Here is a 12,768-nt window from a genome sequence, read left to right as displayed (position 1 = left end):
GCCAGCTCACGCTGTCGAAGCCACCCGCTCAAGCACGCCAATCTCAACTGCCTGGGCCGCTACAGCTTCCACGCCTCCACCTGCGCCGGCTTCCTCCAGCGAGTGTCGGCGTACGCCTGAACGTGCTCAACCCCGTACCGGTGAACGTGCTCAGTTGATGATGCGCTGACCACGGGTTCCCGTCAGTCCGCAATGGACCGTCGACGGCGTCAGGCGGCCGGGCACTTCTCATGCCACCTTGATGACAACCTTGCCCGAGGTGTGACCGTTCTCGACGGTGGCGAGGGCGGCCGGGGCGTCGGAAAGCGGATGGACTGCGGTGATTACGGGTGCGAGGACTCCGTCGAGGGCCAGCCGGGCAGACCGCTCCAGGTTCTCGCGGTCGAGGTGACGCTCGACGAAACGCCCACCGAGATCGGGCACAGACATATCACCCACAGCGATGACGTTGCGGGGATCCCGGGCCAGCGGAGCGACCGTCCGCAGCGAGGTGCCACCGACCAGGTCGACGATCCCGTCGAAGCCGTCCGGAACCAGCTCGCGTGCCGCGGAGACGACGTCCCCGGCCGTGTAATCGATGAACCGCACCCCGATGGCTTCTGCGTGCTCGCGTTTGGCGGTACTCCCGGTGCCGATCACACGCAGCTTGCGCCCGATAGCCAGCCGGGCGACGGCGAGGCCGACCCCGCCCCCGACCCCGTTGACCAGGACCGCGGCACCGGCCGGGAGGCCGAGCTGGTCGAGCACGTCCACCGCGGTCGTTCCGGCCACTGGCAGCGTTGCCGCCACGGTCGCGGACAGACCCTCCGGGATGCGCGCGGTGTTCGGTGCGGACAGCACCGTCGTCTCGGCGTAGGTGCCGCCACCGGTGAGTGCGAAGCCGAAGACCGCGTCACCCACCTCGAGCCCGTCGACGTCCTCGCCCCGCGCGAGAACCGTTCCTGCTGCCTCCATGCCCAGCACGCGGGGAAACGGACGCCCGCCGTCGAGCCCGTCGACCAGACCCGAACGCAGAAGGTGGTCGAGGGGATTCACGCCGGCGACGTTGACTCGGATCAGCACCTCGCCGCGACCGGGGACGGGATCGGGACGATCGAAGAACTCCTGCACCTCAGGCCCGCCATACCTGCCGAAACCCCACGCCTGCCCCATCTTCCGCCGCCTCTCGTATGACCGACCCGGTGATTCCGGGCGTTGTCGCCATCCTCACCTCTGACATTGATGTAAGGGGCAAGCGACTATGGTGCAGATCACAGCATCAGGCCGACTGCGCCACCGGTTCCGGGGCCGTGGACAGCTCCGCCCGGTGCCGGCGATTGGCCCTGATCAGCACGTCGAGTGCATCCCGGGTCTCGATCAGGTGCGCGATGTCGGCGTCGATCCGGTCGCGCTCGCGCATCATCGCCGCGAATGTCTCCTCGGCGACGCCCAGGTCACCCGGGACGTCCACGCACGGCAGCACAGTCGCGATCACCCGGCTGGACATACCCGCGTCGAACAGCTGTCGGATGAGCGACACGCGCTGGACCGCAGCATCGGAATAGTGACGCTGCCCCGCGTCGGAGCGTGAGCTGGTCAGCAGGCCCTGCTCTTCGTAGTACCGCAGTGAGCGCGGACTCACGCCCGTGCGCTTGGACAACTCGCCTATCCGCATCCCTGAGAGCCTACGCCCGCGTACTCCAAGTCCAGACCGCCGGCGAGTCATGGACGCTCGCGGACACCCCCGCGGCCGCAAGGTCGTCGTCCCGGTCCCACGACTGAGCACGTTCGCCTGGCGAGTCCGATCAGCTGACGGATAGCGTCCTTTCATGTGCGACTCAGCCGAAGCCATCAGCAAGCGCAATGCCGAGGTCGTCCGCCGCTACCTTCGGGTCTTCGAAACGAAGCAGGTCGCTGAGCTTGAAGAACTCGTCGCCGAGGATGTCCTCGTCCACGGCGCGGGCTTTCACGGCCAGGGGCGGCACTACCCCGAGGAAGCAGTGCTGACTCCGGGGCTGTCCAACTGTCGCGTTCGGGTGGAGGATCTCTTCGCCGCCGGCGACCGGGTCACCGCGGCTTTCACCCTCACTTACACCCATGACCGCAGCGGCCGGGACCTCACAATGACCGGCATCAAGTCCTACCGACTCCGAGGCGGACGGATCGTCGAGTTCTGGGGCGAGACCGACCTATATGGCCTCCTCCGCCAGGCTGGACTCGTACCCGAGCAGGTACCGCCCCTCTAGCCGGACGGCATTCAGAGCCAATCACTCACGACCAAGTCAGTCACGGGACAGGGGTGGGGTGGGGAAGTCGCCAACCGCACGGGCGAGGCGGGCGAGACTGCGGCAGGCGGCCGGGGCTGTCGGGGGCGGCTCCACACCGGGCTGGCCCGGCCCACCGGATTGACCGTGTCGCTCTGCATCTATGTCGGGTGGTGAGTTAGCCTCGCGCCTTCACGAGGCAGGGTGTCCGGTGGGGGATCGGAAACGCGGAGAGTGCTCCTGACCTGCAACGATGGGACTTGTCTAGGGTCCAGGTCGTCGCATGAAAGCAGCACTCTCCAGGTGAAGAAGCGTATCGGGTCGTACCCGCGTGTCCGCGTCGAGGGCGGTGACCGCGGGGTGGTGTCCCAGGCCGGTGGTGTGCTGCTGGTGGAAACGATCCGCAAGTCCGGTCTGGACCAGGCGATGTCGGCGGCGCTGGCACCGTGGCGCAGGCCGCGGGCGGTGCATGATCCGGGCAAGGTCCTGCTGGACGTGGCACTCGCGGTCGCTCTGGGCGGGGACTGCCTGGCAGACGTGGGCATGCTGCGGGCCGAACCGCCGGTGTTCGGGCCGGTGGCCTCCGATCCGACGGTGTCCCGGCTGATCGACACGCTGGCAGCGGGCGGGAAGTGCTCACGTCCGTGAATACGTGTGGACGTTGGCCGGGGAGGCGGCGCCGGACGCGGCCGGGCAGGTGGTCGTGGACCTGGACGGGGTGCTGGTGATCGCGCATTCCGAGAAGCAGGATGCGGCCGCGACCTGGAAGAAGACCTTCGGCCACCATCCGCTGATGGGGTTCGTCGACCACGGCAGGGGCGGGTCCGGGGAACCGGTGGCCGGGCTCCTCAGACCCGGGAATGCGGGCAGCAACACCGCGGCCGACCATATCGAAACCGCCCGGATCGCCCTGAAGCAGCTGCCGAAGAAGTACCGAAGAGGACGACAGACGCTGATCCGCACCGACTCGGGCGGGGGCACCCACGCGTTCGTCGACTGGCTGTCCGCCCGCGGCAGGTGGCTGTCCTACTCGGTCGGCATGACCATCACCGATGCCGTCCACGAGGCCGTCGGGAAGGTCCCGGCATCGGCCTGGACGCCGGCCGTCGAGCCCGACGGCGAGATCCGCGACGGCGCCTGGGTCGCCGAACTCGACGGCGACTGCCTGACCGGCTGGCCCAAGGAGATGCGGCTGATCGTCCGCAGGGAACGACCGCACCCCGGCGCCCAGTTACGCTTCACCGATGCCGACGGCATGCGGCTGACCTGCTTCGCCACCAACACCAGGAACGTCCCATCGCCGCGCTCGAACTGCGCCACCGCCAGCGCGCGAGGACCGAGGACCGTATCCGCGCCGCCCGCGCCACCGGCCTGCGCAACCTCCCCCTGCACGACGCCGCACAGAACCAGATCTGGCTGGAGATCGTCCAGATCGCCCTCGACTTGCTCGCCTGGATGCCCATGCTCGCTCTGGCCGGCCCCGCCCGGCTGTGGGAGCCCAAACGCCTGCGCCTGCGGCTGTTCTCCATCGCTGCCCAGTTGGTCACCACCGGCCGCCGCCGCATCCTCCGCCTCGCCGGGCACTGGCCCTGGACCGACCTGATCACCAACGGCCTGGCGCGACTCGAAGCCCTCCCCAGCCCCGGCTGACCAGCACTCTCTCGTCCCTGCGAGCAGCACCACCCCACCGGAGCAGTGGAACCCGGCGCCCACCCGACGCGACTGCCGGGCCGATGTCATGCCCCAAACCCGCAGTACATACAGAAACAGCCGGCCAGATGAACCGGCGAGCTGTCATGAAAGCCCGAGGTTAGCGTCGGACATCAACGTGATCTCCGTGCTGGCCTGGCACTCCCACGTCCACCGCGGGGAGCCACAGCTGCTGGACGTTCTGATCAACAATCTCCGTGAAGGCGGCCATGGACGACGGGATGTCGCACCCATGCTCCTGGCCTACCCCCTCGTCCTCGGCCTGGACACCGCGACGGTGCGACGCGCGCTGCACAGCGAATTGGACACCCGCCGCAGCGGCTACCCACCGCCCTCGTCCGGCGCGTTCCTGCGCCGCCCTGCTGGCGGCGGCTGCTGGGCCGGGACGCGGCTGTTTCGTGGGCCGGAGTGCTGGGGCGCTGTGCTGCGCTTTCGGCTCGTGCTGCGCTGCGGGCCTGTGCTGCGCGGGCTCGTGTGCTGGGTGCCGGCCTTGCGCTGAGGCGTTGGAGGCGCCACGTCAGGGCCCGTGCGGCGGAGTCGGCGTCGTCCAGGGCGCGCTGGTCGGCGGCCTGCTGGAGGAGCCGTTCGGGGTCGTGGCCTGCGGTCTCGGCTTCGGCGAGGGTAGCGGTGAGGGCGTCGAAGGCGGGATCTTCGATTATCTGCCCGGCGTGTTCGGGCACGGCCTGGCGCAGGTGGCGGATGTGCTGTTCCACGGCCTGTTGGGGCGGCCGGCGCTGGGCGAGGGCGGCCAGAGGTGCGGCTGCAGCCTGCTCGTACGCGGCCTGGAGATGAATCACGGTCTGCTGGGCGGCAGCGACCTGCTGGTCGTGGTGGCGGAGCTGATGCCAGCGGGCGGCGGCGATGACGACGAGGATCGCGGCGTCAAGGAACATCGCCAGGTCGGCGCCGTCCCTGGGGGCGGGCTCGCGCAGCATCGCCCGCACGGCGCCACGCAGAGCGCGGGTGTGGTGGTGTTCGGCGCGGATGCGGGAGCGGGTGGCGCGCTCGAACGCGGTCGCGGCTACTCAGAGTTGGGGTCGAAGGGTTTGGGGTGCGAGGAGGGGGAGGGCATCGAGGGCTTCGCCGAAAGCGGGTGAGGTGGGCCTGGGAGGCTTGATCGTCGGCTTGGTCGAGGTGGTGAGGGATGCGCTCGGTAGCGGCCGTGGCCTGGTGCCAGGCGTTGGGCCTGCGCCGGCCAGGCTGGTTGGTCGGCCGCGGGTCGATGCTTTCCAAGCGTTCCCGGATCTTGGGGAAGGACAGGTCCGGAGCGAGTTTGGAGCCCGAGTACCATATGGGGCCGTTGGCGTCGTCTTCGAGGGCGACCTTGTATCCGCGCACGTCGCCGGAGGGGAAGTACACGATCTCGACGAGCACGCCGCCGAGGTGGCTGAGTAGATCGACGAACTCGTCCATGCTGGAGGCGGCGGCCACGGCCGTGCGCAAGGTGGCGCGCAGCCGCTCACGGGCGGTGTTCTCGTGACCGGAGCGGCGGGCCTTCTCCTGCTCGGCACGGGTGGGTCGCTTGGCGGCCGTGCGGTACCTGCGTACGAATTCGAACAAGCCATATTCCTTCTCGACGGAGGCCAGTTCGCCGTCGGCGGTTAGGTAGTCGTTCCAGTGGCGGGCGGTGCGCAGATCCGCCCGGACCTTGGTGGCGGCGATATGGATGTGGTCGGGGGCGTGGCGGACGGCGACCCACCGACATCCATCCGGGTCGCCGTCGGGTGCGATGCCGGTGGCCGCCGCGACGCGGCGGGCGATGTCGGCCCACTCCTGGTCGCTGAGGATGCGGTCTTCGGGCGCGGCGCGGATGGAGCAGTGCCACACGTGCTTCTCGGGGGCGCGGCCGAGCCGCCGGGCCTGCTTGACGTGCAGGTCGAGGTCGGCCACGAGTAGCTTCCTGGTGGCGTCGAAGTCGTCGGTGCGGCCGGGGTCGGGGGCGAAGCCGTCCCAGGAGGCGACCAGGTGCGGGTCGATGTGGTCCTTGGCCTTCTTCGTGTCGAACAGGTACTGGATCAGACCCGCGGTCTTCTTGCCGCTGCTGATCTTCGCGATCACCGGGCCGCCTTCTTGGAGACAGCCTCGTTCGCCCCGCTCCACCTCCGGTCATGGGGTGGAGCGGTCCGACAATTGCGCGCGACGGATCCGCGACCCCGGATATATGCAATCCGGGGTCGCGGCACTCGGCGACCGGGCTGCCCGGCCGGACGAGCTTGCCCATGGCTATGGGGAACCACGGGATGAACGCGATGCCCTGGGCGGTGGCGTAGTCCAGGACGTCCTGCGACTGGCGGGTCACGAAGGTTGCAGAGGTTCTGGACGCTGGCGATCTCGGTGATGTTCCGGGCCTCCTTCAGCTGGTCCACCGTCACCTCGGAGAGGCCGATGTGGCGCACACCTGAGGTGGGCGGGACGGCCGGCCGGCACGAACACGCCCGGGGCAGGACGTGCGTTCCCGACCTTGGTCGCGACGACCACGCCGTCGGGGTAGGGGTGGAGCGCGTCGGTGATGGCCGCGCCGAACACGGGGAACCCGACGACGGGTACGAGGCAATGCGGACGCTGTTGCGCCGACGGACCCTGACTCGGGGATCATCTGCATGAACGACCGGCTGGTCCTCGGCGCGTACCAGGCACTTGCCGAGGCAGGCCCAGGCGTCCCAGACGACGTCTCGGTCGTCTCGTTCGACGACGACCCCATTGCGGGCTGGCTGCGCCCGGGCCTGACAACGGCCGCCCTGCCCCACGAGCCATGCCGCTGCGTGCGCGGGCGTCCGTTGCCGCGCCCCGTGACTGAGATACGGCTCGGGACCGCGCGGCTCACGAATCCGCATTGCCGCCCCTCACGCCCAGGGGCTTGATAAAACGATTTAGCCTGTTAGTTTTCCTGCATCATCTGTGAAAGCGAGTCAATCGATGCTGCGCTTGCCCGATCACTGGGTGTGGGACAGCTGGTATGCCAGGGACGACGACGGGCGCCACCACGTCTTCTTCCTGCGGGCGTCCCGCGCGTTGCTGGACCCGGACCGACGCCACCGGCGAGCCTCCGTAGGCCACGCGGTATCGGACGACCTGCGCATATGGCAGCTGTCCGCCGACGCGCTCGTCGCCGCCGACGGACCGGCCTGGGACGATGTAGCCACCTGGACGGGATCCGTGCTCCGTGGCCCCGACGGCCGGTGGTACATGTTCTACACCGGGGTCAGCCGTGCGGAGAACGGCCTCGTCCAGCGGATAGGCCTGGCGCTCTCGGACGACCTGTACACCTGGCACCGTTACGGCACCAAGCCTCTGGTCGAGGCCGACCCGGTCTGGTACGAGCGCCTCGACATCGCGGCTCCGTCGGCCGAGGCCTGGGCCGAGGAGGCCTGGCGTGATCCGTGGGTCTTCCCTGATCCGGCGGGGGAGGGGTGGCACATGCTGGTCACCGCCCGCGTCGGCCACGGTCCGGTGGGCCGCCGCGGCGTCATCGGGCACGCCCGTTCGGACGACCTGGTCAACTGGGAGGTCGGGCCGCCCGTCACCGAGCCCGCCGGTTTCGGGCACCTGGAGGTGCCTCAGACGGCGGTCGTGGACGGACAGCCCCTCCTGTTGTTCTGCACCAACGCGTCCGACGATCCCGACACGGGCGCCGAGCACCAGGTGTGGGCAGTTCCCGGACTCTCGCCGACGGGGTCCTGGGACATGACCGCGGCGAAGCGAGTGATCTGCCCGGGACTCTACGCGCCGCGTCTCGTCCAGGCGCGTGACGACACCTGGCACCTCATGGGGTTCGTCAACGAGCGCGAGGGCGTCTTCGTCGGTGAGCTCGCGGATCCCCTGCCGGTGCGCTACACCCCGCACGAAGGACTGCAACCGGTCCTGTGAACGGTCCTGTGCGTGCTTCGTGCGGGTCGCCGGGCCCGTGCCGGGAAGGACGTCGTCACGCGCGTCGCCCGTCCGCGGCGGGTGGCTGTCCTTCTCGCGTCAGGTTCCGGGGCGCGCTGCCGGGTCCGGCGGTGCGGTGGCCGCCGTGTGCGAGGCACGGAGCATCACCGGCATGGGGATGCGGTGGACGACCGGGTCGGGCTCGCCGTCGAGCAGGACCTCCACCGCGGTCCGGCCCAGACGGTAGTGGGGCAGAGCGACGCTGGTGAGGCGGGGGCGGAGCCAGGTCGCCAGGTCTGAGTCGTCGAACGAGACGACGCACACGTCGTCCGGCACACGCAGGCCCTCTTCCTGGAGCGCTTGGTAGGCGCCAAGGGAGACACGGTCGTTGAGGCAGATCAACGCACGGGGCACGGTCTTGGCGGCCAGGAGCCGCCGCACCTCGCGGTGCCCGTCCTCGGGCTGCCAGTCGCACTCCACCACGCCGTCGAGACGGACGTCGGCCTCCGCCATGACCTCCTCGATGCCGCGCATCCGCTCCAACCCGGCCCACACTCCCTCAGGAGTCCCGTTCGTCATATGGCGGCCGCCGATCACATGGATGCCCTCCCGGTGCCCGGCGGCCAGCACGACCGCAGCGGCGTCGCGGCCCGCGTTGACCTCGTCCGGCAGCACGCAGGGCACTCGCGCCTCCTCCGTATAGCAGTTGAGAAGGACCACACGAGCGTCGCGCAGTGCCGCGGGCAGGCGCACTTCACGGCTGTACATGGTGGCGTAGACGAAACCATCGACCTGACGGTCCAGCATGCCCTCGACGAGCCGGGTCTCGACGTTCGGGTCCCCCTCGGTCTCCGCGATCAAGAGAACGTGGTCGCGGGCTCCGGCCGCGTCGAGCGCGCCGTGGATCACCTCGCCCGCGAACTGGGTCGTCGCGATGATGTCGGAGACCAGGGCGATGGTTCTGGTCACCGAAGTGCGCAGCCCCCGGGCCGTCAGGTTGGGGCGGTATCCAAGTTCGCGCGCGGCCCGGCGGACCCGCTCCTCGGCCTCCCCGGAGATACGCATGTCCCGGCGGCCGGCCAGCACGAACGACGCCGTGGTCCGTGACACCCCCGCCCGGCGGGCCACATCGGTCATGGTGACGCGTCGCCCGCTCATCGCACTCCTCTGGCCTGTCGAAACGACGTGGTGGCTGCGCGCACGGTTTCGGATGAGCACGCCCCCTCGTACGGGTCGGTGCGGCGAGGCCGGGTGGTGAACCCCTGTTGCCCGGGTGTTACCTCCACGACGCTTGACAGGGTTCGGGGCAGGTCCCATGCTCGCTGCTAAATCTATTTAGCACCGGTAGAACCCGCCTTGGCAACACACTCTCTCCCATCCCTCGTCGTCCCGACGTCCCTTGAAGCCGACGACGGGGCGGTCACCGGATCCGGCTGTCACGACCTCCCGACGGGCACTGACGGAGCGGCCGAGAAAGGTGTCCTGCACCGGTACCCCCGACCGAGGACAACGGATGGGTCACGCCGATCCGCCACCCGTGACACGCAAGGAGTGCTCTATGTATGAAGGCATGACCGGGCGCACGACTCCGCCGCCCTGCCGGGGTTTCCGGCGGGCACGGGTCATACCGGCCGTAGCGGTCCCGCTGGCGCTCCTGGCCGCCGCGTGCAGTGCCCCGGGGTCCGGTGACACGGACTCCGCCTCCGGTGACAGCGCGGTCAGCACGTCGCTGGGCAAGGGCAAGGTCACGCTGCGGATGTACGCCGAAACCGGGTTCCCGCTGGCCAAGGCCCTGGCCGACGAGTTCACCAGGCAGCACCCGAACGTGACGTTCAAGGTGCGGGAGGACCAGTTCACCGTCCTGGTCGAGAACGCGCCGCGCGTCCTGGCCGGGGACAACGCGCCGGACGTCATCCGCCTGCCCACCATGGTCGACCTGGTCAAGGACGGCCTGCTGAAGAACCTCGACCCGTACGTCAAGGCCTATGGCTGGGACAAGTTCCCCGCCTCCCAACTGGCGCAGCTGCGTGTCGACAAGAACGGTCAGCGGGGCTCGGGTCCCTTGTATGGCACCGGCCTCGGCTACAGCGTCACGGGGGTCTTCTTCAACAAGGACCTTGCCAAGAAGGTCGGTATGACCCGGCCGCCCACCACGGTCGCCGAGTTCGAGGGACTGCTGGCCAAGGCGAAGAAGGACGGCGTCCAGCCAATCGTGCAGTTCAACAAGAACACGGCCGGCATCAACTTCCCCTACCAGGCGTTGCAGAACCAGTTCGCCGATCCCGCCCGCGTCAACGACTGGGTCTTCCAGAAGCCGGGCGCGACCTTCGACACTCCCGCCTCGGTGAAGGCCGCGCAGACCATCGAGAAGTGGGCGAAGGCCGGCTACTTCACCAAGGACGCGAACGCCATGGACTACACCACCATGGTGGGTGACTTCACCAAGGGCCGGGGCCTGTTCATGTTCAACGGGGACTGGGAGTCCGCGAACCTGGACACGAAGATGCCCGGCAACGTCGGCTTCTTCCTCTTCCCGGCCGAGACCGCCACGGGCCGTCTCGTGGCCATGTCCTCCCCTAACACTTTCGGTATCGGCGCGCGGGCGAAGCACCCGAACGAGGCCGCCTTCTTCCTCAACTGGCTCCACACCGACCCCAAGGCCCGCAAGATCCTTGTCGATGTGGGCGGTTCCAGCCCCGGCGGTCCGGCCGGCCTCGCGGTGCCCGAGGCCAAGGAGGGCTCGGTTCTCGCCTCGACCCTCAGGGCGTCGCAGCAACTGGCCGCCGAGAACGGCGCCGTGGACTTCACGGCCAACGCGACGGGTTCGATCTTCGCCTCCGCCATCACCCCGGAGCTGCAGAAGCTGGTCGTCGGCCAGCAGACACCCGAAGGCTACGTGAAGGCCGTGCAGAAGGAGTACGAGAAGGAGCTGTCGCAATGACCCAGGCCGCTCAGGGTACGACGCGCGGACGGCCGGCGAAGACCTCCTCGCGGCGCACCGCAGGGCCCGCGCAGGTCTGGGCCGGCCGGGTCCCCCGCGTTCTGCGGGGGACCAGCCGGGCCCGATGGAGCGGCTGGCTCTTCGTCCTTCCGGCGCTGGCGATGTACGGGTTCTTCGTCCTCAAGCCCCTGCTGACGACCTTTCAGTACACGCTCTACCGGTGGGACGGCATCGGCCCCTCACAGTGGGCGGGTCTCGACAACTACCGCACCGTGCTCACCGATCCGGACCTCCTGGAAATCATCCTCCATGCCTTCGTCCTGATCGTCTTCTTCAGCTTCGTCCCGGTCGCCCTCGGCCTGCTCGTGGCGAGCCTCATCCACCGGGTGACGAGGGGGCCGCTCGGGACCGCCGCCCGCACGGTCCTCTTCCTTCCTCAAGTCATCCCCCTGGTGGCCGCTGGCATCGCGTGGAGTTGGGTCCTCAGCACGACCGGCATGGTCAACCAGGTCCTGAACGCCGTCGGCCTCGGCCGCTACTCCCGCGCCTGGCTGGGCGAGTTCGACACCGCCCTGCCGGCGGTCGGTGTGATCGGCGCGTGGGTGCTGCTCGGTCTGTGCACCATCCTGCTGGTGACCGGCATCAGCAAGATCGACCCAGCGCTGTACGAGGCGGCGCGTATCGACGGAGCGGGCTCGGTGCGCGAATTCTTCGCCGTCACCCTTCCGAGCCTGCGCAGGGAGATCGGCATCTGCCTCACTGTGACCGTCATCGCCGCCCTGGCCAGCTTCGACATCGTCTACATCTCCACCAGCGGCGGCCCGGGAACGGCCACGACCGTGCCGGGACTGGAGATCTACCGGCTGGCGTTCGCGCAACGGCAGGTCGGCCTGGCCTCGGCCCTCGCTGTGGTGCTCATGCTTCTCGTCCTGGTCTGTGTGCTGCCGATCCAGCGGCTTTCCCGAGAGGGCAAGTGAATGAACATCAGCCGACGCGAGGCGATCACCGGCAGGGCTTTCCTCATCCTGCTGATGGTCGTCACCCTCCTGCCGTTCGTGAGCATGCTGTCCGCCGCCCTGCAGCCCAGGGGGACGGTGCCTTCCGGTCTGGAATGGCCCTCGGACCCGCACTGGGGCAACTTCGTCGACGCCTTCGATGTCGCCAACATGGGCGCGCTGCTGAGGTCCAGCCTCCTCATCGTGCTGGGAGTGGTTCCGGCGGCCGTCGTCATAGCGACGATGGCCGGCTTCGGCCTGGGACATCTGCGGGTGCGCGGCGGCGGCATCGCCCTCGCGGTACTACTGCTCGGACTGACCATGCCTTTCGAGGCGGTCATCACCCCGATCTACTACCAGATCATGGATCTGGGCCTGCTCAACACCCGCTGGGCCATCATCCTTCCGCTGATCGGGCTCTACATGCCGTTCTCCGTCTACTGGATGCGCGCCCACTTCCTCAACGTGCCGAAGGAGCTGTCGGAGGCGGCACGGGTCGACGGCGCGTCGACCTGGCAGCTCTTCTGGCGAGTTCACATTCCGCTGGCCCGGCCCGCCATCTCGTCCCTGACGATCCTGATGTTCCTATGGACCTGGAACCAGTTCCTGCTGTCCATCGTGATGGTCGACGACCCCGCCAAGCGAACCATGGCCGGAGCGCTGGGCGCGTTCCAGGGGCAGTGGGGCACGGACCTGGTTCTGTTGTGCGCGGGCTCCCTTCTCATCCTCACTCCGACACTCGTCGTGTTCCTCGTCTTCCAGAGGCAGTTCATCGCTGCGCTGCTGCAGGGATCCGTCAAGGGTTGAGACGACAGGGCCGCGCTCGTGGGGCGAGCCGGGGTCGGTCCGGTTGCCGGCGCTCCGTTCATGGGGTACTTCATTTCTTTGTCAGGGGCACGCTGCGCTGCCCGCGCGCGTGGCCGTGGAGAGGGGTCCGCCCTTCGGCCGCCGGCGCTCCCTCTGTGCGGACAACGCCGGGGCCGCACGGCCCAGCGGTGCGCAACTTTCCGGG

Annotated in this window: 9 protein-coding genes and 2 pseudogenes; 7 read left to right on the top strand and 4 right to left on the bottom strand. The window is 68.9% G+C overall.

The window, feature by feature from the left end; translation table 11 throughout:
* Positions 1-228: 228 nt before the first annotated feature.
* Both IE262_RS00150 and IE262_RS00145 read right to left on the bottom strand, forming a co-directional pair.
* Positions 229-1,152, bottom strand: coding sequence for an NADP-dependent oxidoreductase (locus IE262_RS00150; RefSeq protein WP_189870305.1), 924 nt, complete (start codon positions 1,150-1,152; stop codon positions 229-231).
* A 106-nt stretch (positions 1,153-1,258) separates the two neighbouring features.
* Positions 1,259-1,654 carry a MerR family transcriptional regulator gene (locus tag IE262_RS00145; protein ID WP_189870303.1) on the bottom strand — a complete coding sequence of 132 codons (396 nt, stop codon included), beginning with the start codon at positions 1,652-1,654 and terminating at the stop codon, positions 1,259-1,261.
* Positions 1,655-1,808: 154 nt separating this feature from the next.
* On the opposite strand from IE262_RS00145, the gene IE262_RS00140 reads away from it, so the two are divergent.
* Both IE262_RS00140 and IE262_RS00135 read left to right on the top strand, forming a co-directional pair.
* Positions 1,809-2,225: an ester cyclase gene (locus tag IE262_RS00140; RefSeq protein WP_189870301.1), complete on the top strand. Its 417-nt coding sequence runs from the start codon at positions 1,809-1,811 to the stop codon at positions 2,223-2,225.
* Positions 2,226-2,546: 321 nt separating this feature from the next.
* Positions 2,547-3,893: pseudogene (locus IE262_RS00135) on the top strand (IS1380 family transposase).
* A 428-nt stretch (positions 3,894-4,321) separates the two neighbouring features.
* Here IE262_RS00135 and IE262_RS00125 read toward each other — a convergent pair.
* Positions 4,322-6,011 (bottom strand): annotated as a pseudogene (locus IE262_RS00125) (relaxase/mobilization nuclease domain-containing protein); the annotation flags it as partial.
* A gap of 542 nt (positions 6,012-6,553) precedes the next feature.
* Between IE262_RS00125 and IE262_RS40410 the strand changes: the two are divergent.
* Both IE262_RS40410 and IE262_RS00115 read left to right on the top strand, forming a co-directional pair.
* The gene (locus tag IE262_RS40410) at positions 6,554-6,814 is read left to right on the top strand and encodes a substrate-binding domain-containing protein (RefSeq protein ID WP_373304954.1); all 261 of its coding nucleotides are present in this window, start codon (positions 6,554-6,556) and stop codon (positions 6,812-6,814) included.
* 55 nt (positions 6,815-6,869) lie between these two features.
* A complete protein-coding gene (locus IE262_RS00115; protein ID WP_189870299.1) occupies positions 6,870-7,820 on the top strand; it encodes a glycoside hydrolase family protein in 951 nt (316 codons plus the stop codon).
* Between the two features lie 99 nt (positions 7,821-7,919).
* Here IE262_RS00115 and IE262_RS00110 read toward each other — a convergent pair whose 3' ends face one another.
* Entirely contained in the window at positions 7,920-8,978 is a 1,059-nt protein-coding gene (locus IE262_RS00110; protein WP_229877008.1) for a LacI family DNA-binding transcriptional regulator, read from the bottom strand.
* A 400-nt stretch (positions 8,979-9,378) separates the two neighbouring features.
* Between IE262_RS00110 and IE262_RS00105 the strand changes: the two genes are divergently transcribed.
* From IE262_RS00105 to IE262_RS00095, 3 genes are read left to right on the top strand one after another with little or no spacing between them, the layout of a single operon-like run.
* A complete protein-coding gene (locus IE262_RS00105; protein ID WP_229877007.1) occupies positions 9,379-10,761 on the top strand; it encodes an ABC transporter substrate-binding protein in 1,383 nt (460 codons plus the stop codon).
* Complete coding sequence (locus IE262_RS00100) at positions 10,758-11,738, top strand: carbohydrate ABC transporter permease (protein ID WP_229877006.1); 981 nt, start codon at positions 10,758-10,760, stop codon at positions 11,736-11,738. Before IE262_RS00105 ends, IE262_RS00100 begins: the two co-directional genes overlap by 4 nt.
* Entirely contained in the window at positions 11,739-12,563 is an 825-nt protein-coding gene (locus tag IE262_RS00095) for a carbohydrate ABC transporter permease (RefSeq protein ID WP_189870297.1), read from the top strand.
* The last annotated feature ends 205 nt before the right edge of the window (positions 12,564-12,768 follow it).

Source organism: Streptomyces bluensis, from assembly GCF_014650715.1.
Classification (GTDB): Bacteria; Actinomycetota; Actinomycetes; order Streptomycetales; family Streptomycetaceae; genus Streptomyces; species Streptomyces bluensis.
The sequence above is the reverse complement of the archived record's forward strand: the minus strand, read 5'-3'. Positions and strand labels throughout refer to the sequence as shown.

Bases quoted from the DNA above. Each gene is read 5' to 3' on its own strand.
- IE262_RS00150 (WP_189870305.1), bottom strand. From the start codon at position 1,152: ATGGGGCAGGCGTGGGGTTTCGGCAGGTATGGCGGGCCTGAGGTGCAG.
- IE262_RS00145 (WP_189870303.1), bottom strand. From the start codon at position 1,654: ATGCGGATAGGCGAGTTGTCCAAGCGCACGGGCGTGAGTCCGCGCTCA.
- IE262_RS00140 (WP_189870301.1), top strand. From the start codon at position 1,809: ATGTGCGACTCAGCCGAAGCCATCAGCAAGCGCAATGCCGAGGTCGTC.
- IE262_RS40410 (WP_373304954.1), top strand. From the start codon at position 6,554: ATGAACGACCGGCTGGTCCTCGGCGCGTACCAGGCACTTGCCGAGGCA.
- IE262_RS00115 (WP_189870299.1), top strand. From the start codon at position 6,870: ATGCTGCGCTTGCCCGATCACTGGGTGTGGGACAGCTGGTATGCCAGG.
- IE262_RS00110 (WP_229877008.1), bottom strand. From the start codon at position 8,978: ATGAGCGGGCGACGCGTCACCATGACCGATGTGGCCCGCCGGGCGGGG.
- IE262_RS00105 (WP_229877007.1), top strand. From the start codon at position 9,379: ATGTATGAAGGCATGACCGGGCGCACGACTCCGCCGCCCTGCCGGGGT.
- IE262_RS00100 (WP_229877006.1), top strand. From the start codon at position 10,758: ATGACCCAGGCCGCTCAGGGTACGACGCGCGGACGGCCGGCGAAGACC.
- IE262_RS00095 (WP_189870297.1), top strand. From the start codon at position 11,739: ATGAACATCAGCCGACGCGAGGCGATCACCGGCAGGGCTTTCCTCATC.